At 46.3% G+C, this 17,766-nt stretch carries 15 protein-coding genes; 10 read left to right on the plus strand and 5 right to left on the minus strand.

All coding sequences use genetic code 11. From position 1 onward, the window contains the following. Positions 1-42: 42 nt before the first annotated feature. Positions 43-1,152 carry an adenosyl-hopene transferase HpnH gene (hpnH, locus tag ABXJ76_RS10435; protein ID WP_432740400.1) on the minus strand — a complete coding sequence of 370 codons (1,110 nt, stop codon included), beginning with the start codon at positions 1,150-1,152 and terminating at the stop codon, positions 43-45. A gap of 483 nt (positions 1,153-1,635) precedes the next feature. Here hpnH and ABXJ76_RS10440 point away from each other — a divergent pair, with 483 nt between their 5' ends. From ABXJ76_RS10440 to dxs, 8 genes are all read left to right on the plus strand, one after another. Next, entirely contained in the window at positions 1,636-2,736 is a 1,101-nt protein-coding gene (locus ABXJ76_RS10440) for a phytoene/squalene synthase family protein (protein WP_432740402.1), read from the plus strand. An 11-nt stretch (positions 2,737-2,747) separates the two neighbouring features. Then, a complete protein-coding gene (gene shc / locus ABXJ76_RS10445) occupies positions 2,748-4,805 on the plus strand; it encodes a squalene--hopene cyclase (protein ID WP_432740403.1) in 2,058 nt (685 codons plus the stop codon). After that, complete coding sequence (locus ABXJ76_RS10450; RefSeq protein WP_432740404.1) at positions 4,802-5,518, plus strand: phosphorylase; 717 nt, start codon at positions 4,802-4,804, stop codon at positions 5,516-5,518. Before shc ends, ABXJ76_RS10450 begins: the two co-directional genes overlap by 4 nt. Positions 5,519-5,526: 8 nt before the next feature. Next, the gene (locus tag ABXJ76_RS10455; protein WP_432740405.1) at positions 5,527-7,002 is read left to right on the plus strand and encodes an MMPL family transporter; all 1,476 of its coding nucleotides are present in this window, start codon (positions 5,527-5,529) and stop codon (positions 7,000-7,002) included. Between the two features lie 17 nt (positions 7,003-7,019). Continuing rightward, entirely contained in the window at positions 7,020-8,405 is a 1,386-nt protein-coding gene (locus ABXJ76_RS10460) for an aspartate aminotransferase family protein (protein ID WP_432740406.1), read from the plus strand. A gap of 15 nt (positions 8,406-8,420) precedes the next feature. Next, positions 8,421-8,777: a copper resistance CopC family protein gene (locus ABXJ76_RS10465; RefSeq protein WP_432740408.1), complete on the plus strand. Its 357-nt coding sequence runs from the start codon at positions 8,421-8,423 to the stop codon at positions 8,775-8,777. An 8-nt stretch (positions 8,778-8,785) separates the two neighbouring features. Continuing rightward, positions 8,786-10,546, plus strand: a complete 1,761-nt coding sequence (locus tag ABXJ76_RS10470; protein WP_432740409.1) for a copper resistance D family protein — start codon at positions 8,786-8,788, stop codon at positions 10,544-10,546. A gap of 182 nt (positions 10,547-10,728) precedes the next feature. Further along, entirely contained in the window at positions 10,729-12,591 is a 1,863-nt protein-coding gene (gene dxs / locus ABXJ76_RS10475; protein WP_432740410.1) for a 1-deoxy-D-xylulose-5-phosphate synthase, read from the plus strand. 543 nt (positions 12,592-13,134) lie between these two features. On the opposite strand, the gene ABXJ76_RS10480 is transcribed toward dxs, so the two are convergent. Then, positions 13,135-13,644: a hypothetical protein gene (locus ABXJ76_RS10480; protein WP_432740411.1), complete on the minus strand. Its 510-nt coding sequence runs from the start codon at positions 13,642-13,644 to the stop codon at positions 13,135-13,137. Between the two features lie 353 nt (positions 13,645-13,997). Here ABXJ76_RS10480 and ABXJ76_RS10485 point away from each other — a divergent pair, with 353 nt between their 5' ends. Both ABXJ76_RS10485 and gloB read left to right on the plus strand, forming a co-directional pair. After that, a complete protein-coding gene (locus ABXJ76_RS10485) occupies positions 13,998-14,327 on the plus strand; it encodes a DUF2845 domain-containing protein (RefSeq protein ID WP_432740413.1) in 330 nt (109 codons plus the stop codon). A gap of 89 nt (positions 14,328-14,416) precedes the next feature. Continuing rightward, positions 14,417-15,181 (plus strand): hydroxyacylglutathione hydrolase, encoded by a 765-nt coding sequence (gene gloB / locus ABXJ76_RS10490; RefSeq protein ID WP_432740414.1) that lies wholly within the window; start codon positions 14,417-14,419, stop codon positions 15,179-15,181. A gap of 136 nt (positions 15,182-15,317) precedes the next feature. On the opposite strand, the gene lysS is transcribed toward gloB, so the two are convergent. From lysS to ABXJ76_RS10505, 3 genes are all read right to left on the minus strand, one after another. Then, positions 15,318-16,817: a lysine--tRNA ligase gene (lysS, locus tag ABXJ76_RS10495; RefSeq protein ID WP_432740415.1), complete on the minus strand. Its 1,500-nt coding sequence runs from the start codon at positions 16,815-16,817 to the stop codon at positions 15,318-15,320. 84 nt (positions 16,818-16,901) lie between these two features. Beyond that, a complete protein-coding gene (locus ABXJ76_RS10500; RefSeq protein WP_432740416.1) occupies positions 16,902-17,369 on the minus strand; it encodes a hypothetical protein in 468 nt (155 codons plus the stop codon). Further along, entirely contained in the window at positions 17,348-17,764 is a 417-nt protein-coding gene (locus tag ABXJ76_RS10505; RefSeq protein ID WP_432740418.1) for a DNA-binding protein, read from the minus strand. The genes ABXJ76_RS10500 and ABXJ76_RS10505 overlap by 22 nt, the downstream gene beginning before the upstream one ends. Positions 17,765-17,766: the final 2 nt, after the last annotated feature.

Consider the following 17,766-nt stretch of genomic DNA (forward strand, 5'->3'; position numbering starts at 1 on the left):
CGAACCCCCCCCCTTTCCTTTAGCCTTTGGCCTAAATAAATTTTAATCGACAAGCTCTACTCTCACAGGAATGCCTGCAAGGGTTGATGATCGCTCTACTCTTGCGTACTCGGGAGTGGCCTCAGGCACCATATCTCCATCGGTTTTTGGGCCTCTAATCGAAGTCCACAAGGCCTTTAACGGATGACTCAACATGTCTTCAACCGCAGTCGCTTCAAAACCACAATGCGCCATGCATTGTGCGCATTTAGGATTATTAACCGTGCCGTACTTTTCCCAGGGCGTGTCGTCCAGCAACTCCTTGAAACTTGACGCATAACCTTCGTCAGACAACAAATAACAGGGTTTCTGCCAGCCAAACACATTCCGCGTTGGGTTGCCCCATGGCGTGCACTGATAACCCTGATTACCCGCCAGAAAATCAAGATAAAGCGTCGAGTGATTCAGCTTCCACTTTCGCGTCTTGCCGATTTCAAAAATACCCCGGAATAATTTCTTGGTATCCTTGCTTTTAATAAAAACGTCCTGCTGCGGGGCGCGTTCGTAGCTGAATCCAGGTGCGATAGTGGCACCTTCAATGCCCAACTCCATGGCAAAATCGAGAAATTCGGCAACATTTTCCGGCGTTTCGCCTTGAAACAAGGTACAGTTGACGGTGACTCTGAAACCCTTTGCCAGCGCCAGCTTTATCGCCTCCACTGCGCGATCAAAAACACCATCCTGACACACCGAGGCATCATGCCGTTCTTTCATGCCATCGAGATGGATGGAGAAAGTCAGATAAGGCGACGGCGTATAGTCGCCGATCTTCTTTTTCAACAACAACGCATTAGTGCACAGATAAACATATTTCTTGCGGGCAACGATACCGGCAACAATCTGCGGCATTTCTTTATGGATCAGCGGCTCCCCTCCTGGAATCGACACCATCGGAGCACCGCATTCGTCTACAGCCTGCATGCATTCTTCAAAGGAAAGACGCTGGTCGAGAATATCGTCTTCGTAATCAATTTTACCGCAGCCTTCACAGGCCAAATTGCAACGAAACAAAGGCTCAAGCATCAGCACCAAAGGATATTTCTTAACTCCTTTCAACTTTTGCTTAATCAAATAACTACCTACGGCTAACTGCTGACGTAAAGGAACTCCCACGAGCAAACCCTCCAAAAAAAACTTCGATAAATTTAATGACGCCCACATAAAAATGAACGCCCTGAAAGCACATACACTACAAGACGATAAACTTGTATCAATAAAACAACAACCCAAAAACACCTAATATAATACAAACGCCTACTGCATTTACACAACAAAAATCAGGTAATACACGCAAAGCTATTATATAATACAACCGTTTATCTATTGCTGACTAGAATACTATCTTTTAACTGATGACTCCAGTTTTATAGTGCGCATGCGTAGATCGACCACACAGAGCGCAACCGCATACTGCCCGCACAAATACCCGAAAAATACCAATAACTTACTATTTTAATTAGCAATAAACTTCTTTCCTGAATTACAGGGTGTGCGTATTTGCAACAAAACAACATTGCTTTGCAAAATACCAACAAACAGTCTATTATTGTTATTAATCAACTTAATTTTACCTTGTAGGTCGACAGCAAAAATATCATGAGTGAAACTCAAATATCCTTGGATAATCCAAAATCACTCAGCAAATGTTCTGACGATGAATTTCAGGCATTAATACTTGAAGGCGTCTCCAGAACATTTGCGCTGACTATTCCACAGTTGCCGGAAAAATTATACGGCGCAGTCGCTAACGCCTATTTGTTATGTCGCATTGTCGACACTATAGAAGATGAAGTTTCCCTATCCTCTGAACAAAAAAAATATTTTTGCTCAGAGTTTATTCATGTCGTAAAAACCGGAAACAATTCAGAGCCGTTTGCTGTAGAACTTGCGCCGCTGCTTTCTGAGCAAACCATTCCTGCCGAGCACGCCTTAATTCATGTATTGCCACGCGTTATTCAAATTACTCATAAACTCGACCCCGATCAAATCGAAGCATTGGCTACTTGCGTAGAAACCATGGCCGAAGGCATGCCGATCTTTCAGGCCATGGATCTGCATGGCGGTCTTGAAACACTCGCCGATATGGACAGATATTGCTATTACGTTGCCGGTTGCGTAGGCGAAATGCTGGCCAAGCTTTTTTGCCATTACTCGCCGGAAATTGCTCAACACAAAGACGAACTGCTTAGCCTGTCGGTATCTTTCGGTCAGGGACTGCAAATGACCAACATATTAAAAGATATATGGGATGATGCAGAACGTGGCGTTTGCTGGTTACCGCAGGATATTTTTACCGAAACAGGGTTCGATCTTAAAAACCTGACACCGGAAACCCATTCAGAAAACTTCAGGGAAGGTTTGGAGCACTTAATCAGCATCGCTCACCATCATTTACAGAATGCGCTGAAGTACACACAACTGCTTCCCACGCATGAAACCGGCCTCCGCAACTTCTGTCTTTGGGCGTTAGGCATGGCCGTTCTAACCTTAAAAAAGATCAAGCAAAATCTGGATTTTCACAATTCCAGCCAAGTAAAAATTACTCGCAACAGTGTTAAGGCGACTATTCTTGCGACCCGATTAACCGGACGCAGCAACACCCTGATTAGCTTGCTGTTCAATGTAACAAGTCGCGAACTCAAAACACCCGACTGGACGTATTCAACACCATCCTCAAAAGCCAAGACAAACCTTTAAGGACGCAACCTATGTTTAACGAAACAAATTCAGCGATAAATACCTGCACTATTTCGAGCGCCTCGAATACCGTTAATCACTACACAGCTGATCTTAATCGAGCCATCAACAAAGCGCAGGACAAATTACTAAGCCTGCAGGACAAAGACGGCTATTGGGTGTTCGAACTCGAAGCAGACTGCTCGATCCCGTCAGAATACATCATGATGATGCACTATCTGGGTGAAATTGATAAACCGCTACAGGCCAAAATCGCCAACTATCTAAGATCTCGTCAAGCTGAAAATGGCAGCTACCCGCTGTTTACCGGCGGTGCGGGCGACCTTAGTTGCAGCGTTAAAGCCTATTTCGCCTTGAAAATGGCGGGCGATGCTATCGATGCACCGCACATGAGCCGATTAAGGGATTACATCCTCAACCAAGGCGGTGCGGCAAAAGCCAATGTGTTTACCCGTATTGCACTGGCAACCTTTAAGCAATTACCCTGGCGCGGCGTTCCGTATATTCCTGTCGAAATCATGCTATTTCCCAGCTGGTTTCCCTTCCATTTGGATAAAGTATCCTACTGGTCCAGAACCGTTATGGTACCGCTGTTTATTCTTTGCACCTTAAAAGCGACAGCAAAAAATCCAAACAACATTACTATACGGGAACTATTCACCACCCATCCGGACGAAGAACAACACTACTTTCCTGAAAGAACGGCATTAAATAAGATTTTTCTAGGTTTGGATAAACTGGGCAAAGCAACACGACCGTTAATCCCCAAAAAACTGCACAATCTTGCCATCGAAAAAGCCAAAGACTGGATTATCGAACGCCTAAATGGCGAAGATGGCCTGGGTGGAATTTCTCCCGCCATGATGGCCGCTTACGAAGCTTTACTGCTACTTGAGATGCCTAAAGATCATGAGTTGATGATCACCGCACGTAAAGCCATCGACAAGTTATTGGTCATCAATGAGCATGATGCCTACTGCCAACCGTGCTTATCGCCGGTTTGGGATACAGCCCTTGCCGCACTGGCTTTACAGGAATCTGACAAGATAGGTAACGGTCAAAGCCTGACTCGCGCCTACGATTGGCTTAAAAGCAAGCAACTGTCCGAGGAACCGGGTGATTGGAGAATCTCCAAGCCTGATTTAGCAGGCGGCGGCTGGGCATTTCAATTTGAGAATCCGCATTACCCCGATGTCGATGACACAGCTATTGTTGCCTTCGCCATGGCGGAATCGAACCTGCCGCATCTGGATGAATCGATACATCGGGCAACCCGCTGGATAATCGGCATGCAGTCTAAAAATGGCGGTTACGGCGCATTCGATGTCGATAATACCTACCATTATTTGAACGAAATTCCCTTTGCCGATCATGGCGCGTTATTAGATCCGCCTACTTCCGATGTCAGCGCACGCTGTGCCATGCTGATGGCTAGAGTGGCTCAAAATCACGATGAATATTTGCCTGCGTTAGAGCGCACTATCGACTATATCCGCAGTGAGCAAGAACAAGATGGTTCCTGGTTTGGTCGCTGGGGCACCAACTATATCTACGGCACATGGTCGGCATTACTTGGACTCGAGCAAACCAGCCTAGCTAAAAGCGATCCGCTGTACACTAAAGCCGCAGCTTGGCTAAAAAGCGTACAACGTGGCGATGGCGGCTGGGGCGAAGACAACTACAGCTATCACGATACCAACCATAGCGGAAAATATCACTTTAGCACCGCATTCCAAACGGCTTGGGCAGTCTTAGGACTCATGGCTGCCGGCGATGCGCACAGCCCCGAAGTAAAAGCTGGCATCGATTTTATCTTGCGCAACCAGCAAGCTGACGGCGTATGGAATGATGAATGTTTTACCGCACCTGGCTTTCCTAAAGTTTTTTATCTTAAATACCATGGTTACGACAAGTTCTTCCCACTTTGGGCATTAGCGCGCTACCGTAACGAACTCAAGGACGACCGGTCGGTCATCCCTACAAGCGACATACACGCCGTCCCTGGCGATCGCCACGCCGGTTCCCTGCCGGCTTGTGGCATACACGTCGTCCCTGGCGATAAAAATTGATCACCGGCATTATTGTTGCTTTACCGGAAGAACTCAGTACCCTGACCTCAAAAAAAATTGATAAGGGGAGCAGTGTTTTTATTAGCGACGCTATCGTTCTCGCTTATTCCGGCGCAGGTGCCAACAATGCACAGGCTGCATCCGAGTTATTGATTGCACAAGGTGCGACCTGCTTGATCAGCTGGGGTTGCGCCGCTGCCCTCAGCGAAACATTAAAACCGGGCGATCTGGTCTTGGCAGATAACCTAATAGATGCCGATAACGCTCAATTTTCCATTCACTCTGACTGGCACAGTAACACCAGAAATCTACTGTCAAGCACGCTCAAAGTCCATACCGGCAGCTTAGTTGAAAGCAACACCATCGTAGCTACCACCCAAGACAAAAAACATCTATATGCCCAAACCGGTGCCATTGCGTTGGACATGGAAACTGTCGCCATAGCCAAAGTTGCCCGGCAGAACAGCCTGCCTTTTTTAGCGATTCGAGCCATTGCCGATCCAGTCAGTATGGATTTACCCAAAGCCATCAATCACTCTCTTAATAATGGCGGCGACATCGTTTTGAGTAAATTATTATTATATATCGCACGACACCCTACTGAATTACCAGGACTGATAAGACTTGGCCTGCATTTCAATGCCGCAAAAATCACATTAAAATTGATTGCCAGTCAACTCAGCAATGTGACCGCACAACCAAGCCAAGGCTAATAAGCAGCATGTCATCCTTTTTCAACACCCTTCTTAGCTGGTGCGAACGGCAAATCATGCGCTGTCCGTGGACACTGTTGTTGCTGTCGCTATTGCTGTGCGGTGCATCTTTGCCCTACACCCTTAAAAATCTGGAGATTAACACCAACACCGCTGAGATGTTGTCTCCCGACTTGCCTTTTCAGCAAAATCAGGCCCGCTTAAATCAGGCATTTCCCCAGGATGCCGATACCATTATTTTTGTGGTTGATGCCGCAACGCCGGAAGAAACCTCTCAAGCTGCAGGCAAACTTGCCGAACAGTTAGATAATGCCAAAGATCGCTTCGACTCCGTCTATATACCCACGGATAATGCCTTTTTCCAACAGCAGTCCTTACTTTATCTCGATCAAAATGATCTGGATAAATTGGCCAAAAAACTCACCGATGCACAGCCATTTATAGGCCACTTGGCGCAAAATTATCATCTTGAAGGCCTGTTCGGCATTATCGGCCAAGCGCTTAACCGGCATGACAATAGCTTGCCCATGAACCTGAATCCGATACTCATTGCCATCGACGATACCCTCAAGAATCAGTTAAACGGTCAATCGCACTATTTGTCCTGGCAAAACATATTGGCCGAAAACAAGCCGAATACCGACGACTATAAGGATGCAGGAGCACAGACCAAATTCAACCGGACTATCGTCATCGCCAAGCCTAAAATGCATTTTGATGAAATGCTACCTGCCGATGTCGCGCTGTCGGCAGCGCGAGAAATCAGTCGCGCCATCATGGCTGAAAACCCGTCATTGAGCATACGGATAACTGGCGAGACTGCCCTGGAACACGAAGAACTTGAGAGCGTCAGCAAAGGCGCTGCTTTCGCCGGCTTGTTGTCACTGATTTTAGTCTGCGTAATTCTGATCACGCCTGAAAAAGACCAAAATAATCCTGAAAATCTGAAAGAATTTGCTACCCAAGTGCAGACGATTAACAACACAATTTCCGGCCTGCCGATTATCAATCAGGCTGGTGGCGATGCCGTAGTCAAGGCATTTATTCAAGCCTTTAGCGGTGCTTTTATTGCCATTGTGGTGTTATTATTACTGATGTACAGAAGCGTCAGAAAGACCTTGCTGGTTGTCATGCCATTATTGCTTGCCGCTTTATTAACCGGTGCGACCAACGTATTACTGGATAATCCATTCAATTTCGCTAATATCATCGCCCTGCCGTTACTGCTGGGCATAGGTATCGACAGCAGCATCCTGATCATGCACAGGCACCACTCCATAGGCGAAGATGAAAATTTACTGCAAAGCAGCACTACCCGAGGCATTATTTTCAGCTCCGTAACGACTTTGTGCAGCTTTTCCAGTTTGGCTTTTACTGCGCATCAGGGCATGGCCAGCATGGGTTTACTTTTGGCCATAGGCCTTACTTTCACAGTGATGTGTTCTTTAATAGTCCTGCCTGCTTTCAGCGGCAAAAGCATTTAATTTTTTTGAGGTATCTAATGTCATTCAGCATAGCCGAACTTTTTTCTCAACACAGCACTGATAAATTTGATCTGCACGAACAACATTTAAATAATCAAATGGTCAGAGTGTTAAAGACCATAGGCTACGATCGCCATTATAAAAAGGCTATCGGACAATATCTCTACGACCAGGAAGGCACGGAATACCTGGACTTACTCAGTGGCTTTGGCGTGTTTGCGATCGGTCGTAATCACCCGACAGTCATTAGCGCCTTAATCGAAACATTAACCTTGGAACTGCCCAACCTGGTACAAATGGATGTATCCGTACTTAGCGGGTTACTGGCACAAGAAATTCTGAAAACCACACCGGACAATCTGAACAAGATGTTCTTTTGCAATTCCGGCACCGAATCCGTCGAAGCGGCGATCAAGTTCGCCCGCTATACCACCAAACGTGAAAAAATTGTCTTTTGCGAACACGGCTATCACGGACTGACTCTAGGTTCGTTGTCATTAAACGGCGAAGATATTTTTCGCGAGGGTTTTGGCCCACTGCTGCCCGGTTGCATCGCCGTTCCTTTTAACGATCTTGCCGCGTTGGAAAAAGCCCTAAGCAACAAAGATGTTGCCGCTTTTGTCGTCGAACCCATTCAAGGTAAAGGCGTTAATGTGCCGGACGAACATTATTTGCCGGAAGTCGAGCGCTTATGCAAGAAATACGGTACCTTGTTCGTTGCCGATGAAGTACAGACCGGCTTGGGACGCACCGGAAAATTCTGGGCCATTGATCACTGGGACGTTAAGCCCGATATGATTTGTATGGCAAAAGCCCTGTCAGGCGGTTTTGTTCCAATCGGCGCAGTCGCCATGACCCAGAAAATCATGGACACCGTTTATAATCGTATGGACAGGGCTGTCGTGCATGGTTCCACCTTCTCCAAAAACAATATGGCGATGGCCGCTGGTCTTGCTACGCTGCATGTCATGGAAGAAGAAAAACTGGTGGAAAACAGCATGAAGATCGGTACCGACATTATCGACAGCCTAAATGCGATGGCCAGTAAATATGAATTCCTGAAAGAAGCGCGCGGCAAAGGCATGATGATAGCCATTGAATTCCAATCGCCAAAAAGCCTAAGATTAAAGGCAGCTTGGGCGATGCTGGAAGCGGCCAATAAAGGTTTATTTTGTCAAATGATCACCATACCTTTATTTAAAGAACACCACATATTAACGCAGGTCGCCGGGCATGGCATGAACGTAGTTAAACTGTTGCCACCCTTAACCTTAACGCAAAAAGACCGCGACACGATAGTCAATTCATTCGATAAAGCCATAGCCGATACCCATCAAATTCCCGGCTCCATTTGGGACTTAGGTAAGAATCTGGCCGGTCATGCGTTGAAAGGCAAAAAATAATCAAGCAGAAAAGTAATGAAAAAAACATGCCAATTCATTTTGTTATTATTAACGCTGTGCCAGACACATTGGGTCTTCGCTCATGCGGTGATAACCGATTATTCGCTAAAAATCACGCCTATTCATGCCAACAGCCCGGCAAAAGTCGAACTGTCGTTTAATTCTCAGATAGAATTGGGCTTGTCGCAGATTTTTCTGGTCAGTAAAGGCGATAAACATCAATTATTAACAGCCGTCAACGGCAGTAAACAAGGTCAAATTATTATCCGGATTCCACCACTGGAATCCGGTGACTATGCACTCAGATTTAAAGTCTTTGCTGCTGACGGTCATTTAACCGAAGACCTTATTCATTTTTCCGTTTCCAAATAAAACACGCAATGGCCGGTATAGCTGATTTTCTCGATTCTCTGATTGGCGGGTTTGACCTGATTTGCTATTCGTTAGCAATCGGCAGCCTGTTTTGGGGACTGTTTGTATTACGCCCGTGGCATGACCAAGACGGATATTCGACGCTATTACTGCAAAAAACTATCGCCCTTATTTATAAAGGCGCTTTCTGGCTGTCTGCCGCTCAACTTTTCAAAATAATCCTTAAAGTATGGTTAATGACCGCCGTCCTTGAGCGCTCGCCGTTTCCCGAATTCGCCGAAACCACGCAATTCATAGGCGGCATAGTACGCATGACACTGACTCTATTTTTAGCAACTTACTGCTATCGATACCTCAGCAAAAATCCATTTTCCAAACAACACTGGATAATCGCCACTATCGTAGCTTTGCCGATGATTATTTCGGGCGCATGGCTAGTACACGGCGCCGGGCGTTTTGAAAATCAATACCTGTTAATGACGCTGACAGTCACCCATCAACTGGCCGCAGCAGCCTGGATCGGCGGAGTTTTTCAACTGGTCAACCTTTGGCTGTTACGCAACAGAAATCAGATTGCCGCTGGATTATGGCCTTTATTGCTTAAACGTTTCTCTACCTTCGGCATAACCTCAGTTGCGATGATCCTGATTTCAGGCTTGCCTATTGCATGGCAATACATCGACAGCTGGAACGGCTTGATCGGTACCGGCTACGGCAATTTATTGCTGGTAAAAATAACCTTACTGGCTATCGCCTTGGGTTTTGCCTGGTTAAATAAAAGCGCCGTTTTCGAATTCGGGTTTTCCGGCAATAATCACGCATTAAACAACCGCGTTCCTTATTATATTGAAGCGGAAACCTTTATCCTGATTACCTTGTTATTTACTGCCGCCAGTCTGGCTTCCCAGCCACCTGCTATCGACATTCCCAGTCTGACAGCAAGCTGGCAGGAAGTCTTGGGAACCTTTAGACCGCAAATTCCAATGACAAACTCCCCAACACATACAGCGTTGATAGCCGGTGAAGCCGGACGCGTTGCCATTGTCGGCCAAGTGCCTTCGCTGGCGGCAACCGAATGGTCGAACTATAACCATAACATCGCCGGTATTTTCCTGACCGTAATGAGCTTTTTTGCGATGTTGTCTTATGTTAGAAAACCTGGCTTTGAACACTTCAAATACTGGCCTCTGGGGTTTGTCGGACTAGGTATCTTCCTGTTTTTCCGTAGCGATGCAGAATCCTGGCCCTTGGGACCGATAGGTTTCTGGGACAGCACCTTTAATAACGGCGAAGTATTGCAGCACCGAATTGCGACCTTACTGGTATTTGTACTCGGTATTATGGAACTTAGTGCCCGGATAACCAAAAACCCGAACAGCAAACTCCCTTTTGTTTTTCCGTTGCTGGCAGCTTTTGGCGGTTTAATGCTACTGACCCATTCACATGTCGGCTTCCAAGCCAAAAGTGCTTTCCTTATCCAAGTCGGTCACACCACAATGGGTATTTTCTCTCTCATTCTGGCCTGTGGTCGCTGGCTGGAATTAAAATTGGATAACCCAAGCAAAGATATCGCCAGGGATGGTGTGTATGCCGCAAGCCTATCGGGAATAAGCGCGGCGATCGCTAAGGATGGAGGGAATATCGACGACTACCGGGAGCAGGCGTGGCGGCCATCCCTGGCAGTCTCGAAGATTGCCGGTTTTATTTCTGTTGTCGCCTTGTTTCAGATTGGCATCATCCTGATGTTTTATCGCGAACCTCTTTATTAATATGTTTCAATCCACACTCGACCTCATCCGTCGAGTGACACCCGCCGACGGATAGAGGTCGGTGGATTGTTCCTCCCCCGTGAACGAGGAGGTCACCAAAAAAGACAATAATGCTAGTGCATTGTTGTCAAGCTCAAATAATCCCCCTGAATGGGGATATTTCAGACTAGCAAGGAAATTTGATGAATACAATACATAACTACCCATTGCTCAAAGACATCAACACCCCAGCCGATGTACGCAAACTGTCGAAAAGTCAGCTTAAACCTTTAGCAAAAGAACTACGCGATTTTTTAACCCATACCGTGAGTATTTCCGGCGGTCACTTTTCCGCAGGTTTAGGTACGGTTGAGTTAACGATAGCCTTGCATTACGTGTTCGACACGCCATCCGACCAGCTGGTTTGGGACGTCGGCCATCAAGCTTATCCGCACAAGATTCTGACCGGACGCAAAGAACGAATGACCACCATTCGTACCAAGGACGGCGTATCGGCGTTTCCCAATCGGGCAGAGAGCGAATACGACGCGTTTGGCGTCGGCCATGCCAGCACCTCGATCAGTGCAGCCTTAGGCATGGCGATAGCCTCGGAGTTAAAAGGCGAAGACAAGAAAATGGTCGCGATTATCGGCGACGGCAGCATCACCGGCGGCATGGCTTTTGAGGCGATGAATCATGCGGGCGCTCTGGATGCCAACCTGTTGGTGATTCTGAACGATAACGACATGTCGATCTCGCCGCCGGTCGGCGCGATGAATAATTACCTGACAAAAATTTTGTCCAGCAAATTTTATTCGTCGATGCGCGAAAATAGCAAAAAAGCCTTAAGTAGCATGCCCAGTGTCTGGGAACTGGCACGTCGCACCGAAGAACACATGAAGGGCATGATCGTGCCGGGTACCTTGTTTGAGGAACTGGGCTTTAATTATATTGGCCCGATAGACGGGCATGACATGGACATGCTGGTATCCACGCTGGAAAATCTGAAAGATATTTGCGGACCGCGCTTTTTGCATATCGTCACTCAAAAAGGCAAGGGTTATCCGCCTGCAGAGAAAGATCCGTTAGCCTATCATGGTGTACCGGCTTTTGATCCCAGTAAAGATTGCCTACCCAAATCAGCGCCCTCCCCGCACCCGACTTACACCGAAGTATTCGGCGACTGGCTCTGCGACATGGCGGCCAAAGACGAGCGTTTATTGGGCATTACTCCGGCCATGCGCGAGGGTTCTGGACTGGTCAAATTTTCGCAGTGTTATCCAAAGCGTTATTTCGATGTCGCCATTGCCGAGCAACACGCAGTAACATTGGCCGCAGGACAGGCTTGCCAAGGCGCAAAACCCGTTGTGGCAATTTATTCGACGTTCTTGCAACGAGCTTACGACCAGATGATTCATGATGTCGCCATCCAGAACCTCGATGTATTGTTTGCACTGGATCGCGCCGGTCTTGTCGGCCCAGACGGACCGACCCATGCCGGTAGTTTCGATTATAGCTATATGCGCTGCATTCCCAACATGCTGGTCATGGCACCTGCCGACGAAAACGAATGCCGGCAAATGCTCTACACCGGTTTTATGCATGAAGGCCCAGCGTCCGTGCGTTATCCGCGCGGCAAAGGTCCCGGCGTTGCAGTCGACAAGACCATGACCGCATTGCCGCTGGGTAAGGCCGAAATCCGTCATCAAGGCAGCCGTATTGCCATTCTGGCCTGGGGCAGCATGGTAACCCCGACACTGGAAGTGGGCAAACAGCTAAATGCAACCGTAGTCAACATGCGTTTTGTCAAACCCATTGATGCCGAACTGATACTTGAGTTGGCCAAAAGCCACGATGTACTAATCACTGTCGAAGAAAACGTACTTGCTGGTGGTGCAGGCAGTGCCGTCAATGACTTTCTGCAAACTCAACAAATCCTGATGCCGGTGCTGAATATCGGCCTGCCGGACAGCTTTGTCGAACAAGGTACTAGAGAGGAATTGCTGTCATTATGCGGCCTGGACATACAGGGGATTTTTGCTACGATTGAGAAGTTTTGTGCTTAGAAACGTTATGCGTAACGTTAAGGGCCGGGGTTGAAAACCCCGACTAGCCCAATTCTCTATTTCTCATAGCATGATCTAAGTCACGCTATCGATTAAGCGTAGGGTAATTTCCAGACACGACTGTATGACCGGATATTTGCTCCTAGGCAAACCACCCATTACCCAAAGTAGGCGCTTTACGGCTGCATGGACAGATTTTTTCTCCATGAAAAATCTGCATTCCCCACATCCCTGTGGGTTATGCAGAAGATACGACCCCACGGATGGGGGAGGTAGAATCGCGTCTGGAACAGCGATCGAGAGCAATGCAGAAGCAATTGCCGAGGCAACGCACAACATCAAAAACACAATCAGACATAAAAAAGGCCCTGCCTGGAAGAATCCGGGCAGGGCCTTTTTTATGTCTGATTGTAGTGTGACAACTGATTATCTCACGGTAAATCAGCCCTACAGTTCAACATCGTAGGATTTAGTTACAGAGTAACTTTACGACAGAATACTGCGTTATGCCACAAGACCTAAAGCTTTGCGTTATTTATCAAACTATTTAGGAAATCGTTCTATTCTAGTGAGCGAACCTGACGCTGAAGAACCTACGTCATCTGTAACCAAAACATAGGCGTGATACGCATTTCTGGTTGTTGGATTGTTAGCAATTTGATCCAACATAATATTAAATGTTGAAGTTTGTGCGACAGGACCGTCCCAATTCATCGTACCTTCAGCAGTACAATCCGGATTTACAACATAGGTTCCAGTACCGGTCTTGTCTACAACATGCCCAGCGGCAGATCCAAATCCGATGAAATCAGCATGCCCTTCTCCATCAAATAATACTTGACCGACCACATGAGTACTCCGAGTAACGAGACCCACAGCAGGAAGGGGAAATGAATTCACCCCACTCACTTCATAAGTATATTGCCCTGTCAGGGTACCATTGTCGCACACCTTATCTTTGGCAAAAGCTTTGTCTTTGTCGTTGTCTTTGTCGTCGGCAAAAGCTCCAGTTGAAATCAATAGTGCTGCAAAAATTAACATTGTTTTGTTCATTCAATTAACCTATATATTTTTGTGATAGTTGATTTTATTTACTTAGTTTTAAGTTCCTATTACCTCCAAGCCTATTCGATAATAATTATCCAGTGATAGACTTTGGACTATATTATTCGATTTATTCTTAATGGCCGCTTAACGAATTGAATTATGTGATGGGTGTCGCATTTGTTCTGTTCTTATTGACCGAGTAATACACAGAGATTCAATTTTCCTTTTTTATTGTAGATCGGGCATACTATTTATATACTCTATACTCGATCTACTTATTAATAGAATCAGCGCGCAACATAAAATATCGATGATTTCATCAAAATTCATACTGACGTTTTTGATAAAGGTTTATGCCAATGAAAAATAGCACTACATGGATCCTGGTTTTGAGCTTATGCTCTTTCAACGCTTTATCTGCGATGCGATGTGGACAAAAGCTAATTAATTTAGGCGATTATAAAGGCTATATACTGGCTCAGTGCGGTGAACCGGAATCCGTTGAAACCCGCACGAAAATAGTGGGCAGCACCCTACATCACCCGCGCAGAACCCTTGATATTCATGAATATGAGGAGATCCAGATAGAAGAGTGGGTGTACAATTTCGGTTCTTACCGTTTACAGCATTACCTTCGTTTTGAAAATGGCCTATTAAAAGAAATCAGAAGTTTAGGGAAAGGACATTAAAACGGTTTCTTGCCGCATATTCACCAACGGCTAAACATACTCATGCTGTTTAGCTCTCAAGGCCACCCCTATCGTGAGAACTTAAAAACATGCTGACCATCCTGCAACTCCCCGTCTTAAACGATAATTACATTTATCTGCTACACGATCCGGTATCGGGTGAAACCGCTGTTATAGATCCCGCTGTTGCCCAGCCGGTTTTGGATGTTCTGAAGCAAAAAGGCTGGCAGTTAACCACCATTCTAAATACCCATCATCATGCCGATCATGTTGGCGGCAATCTGGAGCTGAAGCAAAAAACCGGCTGCACGGTTATTGCGCCGCTTTCAGATCAAAATCGAATTCCCGGCATTGATCGCGGCGTTGTTGACGGCGATGTGATAACGCTAGGCAAGCATTCGGCCAGAGTTATCTCGACTCCCGGCCATACCAGCGGCCATGTTGTCTATCATTTTACTGATGACAACACGCTGTTTTGCGGGGATACGTTATTTGTCATGGGCTGCGGTCGGCTGTTTGAAGGCACTGCCGAACAGATGTGGCATTCGTTGCAAAAATTAAAGGCCTTGCCCGCATCGACCCAAATTTATTGCGCCCATGAATACACCCAAGCCAATGGCCGGTTTGCTTTAACGGTAGAACCTGATAACCGGCAGTTACAGCAAAGAATGGAGGTTATCAATCAATTAAGGGCAAATCATTTGCCGACGGTACCGTCGACAATAAAACAGGAATTGGCAACCAATCCGTTTTTCAGGGAGGATAGTTTGGCGTTGCAGGAAACCATTAAGAGGGTGGGTAAAAAGCCGGTGGAGGTTTTTGCGGAAGTCAGACGGTTAAAGGACTGTTTTTAATTACCGATTTTTACGACCACTAAAGGATGGAGGAGCCGAGTGAACTCGTCGCCTCAAATAGACATCTAAACGACTCGTCATCCGGCAGGAATTGCCGGATGACGATAATGCGATTTGTGTAATACCTATAAACCGATTAACCCTTCGGTCTCATATGCGGAAACAACAGCACATCGCGTATTGACGGCGCATCGGCAAACAGCATGACCAGGCGGTCGATACCTATGCCTTCACCTGCCGTGGGCGGCATGCCGTGTTCCAGCGCAATGATATAATCGGCGTCAAAATGCATAGCTTCATCATCACCGGCCTCTTTTTCTTCGACCTGTTTCTGGAAGCGCGCGGCCTGATCTTCGGCATCGTTCAACTCGGTAAAACCGTTGGCGATTTCCCGTCCACCAACAAAGAATTCAAAGCGATCGGTGACATGCGGATTATCATCATTACGCCGCGCCAGCGGCGAAACTTCAACCGGGTACGCAGTAATAAAAGTCGGATTCATCAAGCGGCTTTCCACGGTTTTTTCAAATATCTCAATCTGGATTTTGCCCAGACCATAGCCGTCTTTAAGCAGAATGCCCAAGCTTTTGGCGACTTCTACCGCAGACTCACGATTATCAATATCAGCCGCTTTTACATTAGGATTAAAGTGCAGTATCGAATCAAACACGGTCATGCGATCAAACGGCTTGCCGAAGTCGTATTGCTCGCCTTGATAGGTAATCTCGGTTTGCCCCAACACCTCAATCGCAACACCGCGCAACATGGCTTCGGTCAAATCCATCAAATCGCCATATTCGGCGTAAGCCTGATAAAACTCCAGCATGGTGAACTCGGGATTATGACGCGTCGATAAACCTTCGTTGCGGAAATTGCGGTTGATTTCAAACACCCGCTCAAAACCGCCGACGACCAGACGCTTTAAATACAACTCCGGCGCGATACGTAAGTAAAGCTCCATGTCCAACGCATTATGAAAGGTGGTAAAAGGCCGCGCCGTTGCTCCGCCAGGAATCATTTGCATCATCGGCGTTTCGACTTCAAGGAAATTGCGCTCAATCAAAAATTGGCGGATATAGGCGACCACCTTGGAACGGATTAAAAAGGTATTGCGCGATTGCTCGCTCATGATCAAATCCAGATAGCGCTGGCGGTATTTGATTTCCTGATCGGCAAGACCATGAAATTTTTCCGGCAAAGGCCGCAAGGCTTTGGTCAGTAGACGAATATCATCGATCTTGACGCTGAGTTCGCCGGTCTGGGTTTTAAACAGTATGCCTTCTGCGCCGACAATATCGCCTATATCCCATTTTTTAAACTGCTCGTTGTAAAAGCTTTCCGGCAGTGCATCGCGGGTCACATAAAGCTGTATTTGGCCGGACATATCCTGAATATGCGCAAAACTGGCTTTACCCATCACTCGCCGGGTCATCATGCGACCGGCCAGTTTTACCCGTAAAGGTTCTGCTTCGAGTTCTTCCTTGGTTTTTTCGCCGTATTCGGCCAACAGCTCACCAGCCACCACATTGCGGCGGAAGTCGGTAGGAAAAGCAATGCCGCCGTTTTCGCGCAACTCGTTTAATTTGCTGCGGCGTTGTCTGATTTGCTCTTGTTCGTCTTGTTGAATTTCTGACATGGGTTTAATAAGTTATATAGTTAAAATAATCTTTTTATTTCATCCATGAAATTAAAGTGGCTGACAACAGCCAGCCAGTTTTCCTTAAGGACTTAGCGGAATGGTTTTACCCTTCGTTGTTGGATTGGGAGTGTCTCCTAGTAATTCCCAGTCCATTCGATAAAGGTACATATCTTCAATGTAAACCCCTCCTAGGGTATTCCTGCCAAGTCTATTATTTCCAAGTATAGCGTCACCTAAAACACTGCGTTTTATTGCTTTGACAATACGATTATCGGTATCGCTTACACTAATATCATGCAATGCAATCACGTTTTCATCAGGCTTTGCAGACTCATTAATGTCATTAATGCGTTTGTAATAGTTTCTAGGTCCTTCGCTTTCAATGAGCGGAGAAACTATCGTCAATTTCCAGGTTTTATCTTCGGCATCCAATAACCAAAAAGCGGCGTGTACTTTTGCATCGGTTGCGTCTAATCGGCTTATCAAAGATTCACCGGCTAAAAGCATCTCATCCGAGAACCATTGCGTCATAAATATTTCTTTAGCCATGGCAATACTCCTGATTCATTGTCGGTAATTGCAATAAAAAGATCATGCGCTTCTTGTTTTGTAATGGCGCATTTATAACGAGACTCCTCTGACCATTCAACAACAACTGCCCAATTTAATTTAAATTCTTTATTTTGTTTTTCTTGTTCAGTTAGTTTTTGCTTTAATCCTGCGGTAGTAACTAGATCAGAAAGCTTATGCGTAAAACTATCATTGGCAAGTTTTTTGTCTGGAAAGTCGAATTCTTTAACTTGCTTGGCAATACATGCTTTCAATACACATTCCACCGCGTAGCCTGCTAAATAGTAGGCACCCTGATAACAATCCGCAGTTAAAAGAACACCTGCCTCTTTAATTCTGATAGCGGCTAAATTTTCAAGCTCAGTTTTATTCATGA

Source organism: Methylobacter arcticus (assembly GCF_050917435.1).
GTDB classification, from domain to species: Bacteria; Pseudomonadota; Gammaproteobacteria; order Methylococcales; family Methylomonadaceae; genus Methylobacter_A; species Methylobacter_A titanis.

Coding starts and splice junctions, on each gene's coding strand:
- ABXJ76_RS10440 (WP_432740402.1), top strand. CDS start 1,636: ATGAGTGAAACTCAAATATCCTTGGATAATCCAAAATCACTCAGCAAA.
- shc (WP_432740403.1), top strand. CDS start 2,748: ATGTTTAACGAAACAAATTCAGCGATAAATACCTGCACTATTTCGAGC.
- ABXJ76_RS10455 (WP_432740405.1), top strand. CDS start 5,527: ATGTCATCCTTTTTCAACACCCTTCTTAGCTGGTGCGAACGGCAAATC.
- ABXJ76_RS10460 (WP_432740406.1), top strand. CDS start 7,020: ATGTCATTCAGCATAGCCGAACTTTTTTCTCAACACAGCACTGATAAA.
- ABXJ76_RS10465 (WP_432740408.1), top strand. CDS start 8,421: ATGAAAAAAACATGCCAATTCATTTTGTTATTATTAACGCTGTGCCAG.
- ABXJ76_RS10470 (WP_432740409.1), top strand. CDS start 8,786: ATGGCCGGTATAGCTGATTTTCTCGATTCTCTGATTGGCGGGTTTGAC.
- dxs (WP_432740410.1), top strand. CDS start 10,729: ATGAATACAATACATAACTACCCATTGCTCAAAGACATCAACACCCCA.
- ABXJ76_RS10480 (WP_432740411.1), bottom strand. CDS start 13,644: ATGAACAAAACAATGTTAATTTTTGCAGCACTATTGATTTCAACTGGA.
- ABXJ76_RS10485 (WP_432740413.1), top strand. CDS start 13,998: ATGAAAAATAGCACTACATGGATCCTGGTTTTGAGCTTATGCTCTTTC.
- gloB (WP_432740414.1), top strand. CDS start 14,417: ATGCTGACCATCCTGCAACTCCCCGTCTTAAACGATAATTACATTTAT.
- lysS (WP_432740415.1), bottom strand. CDS start 16,817: ATGTCAGAAATTCAACAAGACGAACAAGAGCAAATCAGACAACGCCGC.
- ABXJ76_RS10500 (WP_432740416.1), bottom strand. CDS start 17,369: ATGGCTAAAGAAATATTTATGACGCAATGGTTCTCGGATGAGATGCTT.
- ABXJ76_RS10505 (WP_432740418.1), bottom strand. CDS start 17,764: ATGAATAAAACTGAGCTTGAAAATTTAGCCGCTATCAGAATTAAAGAG.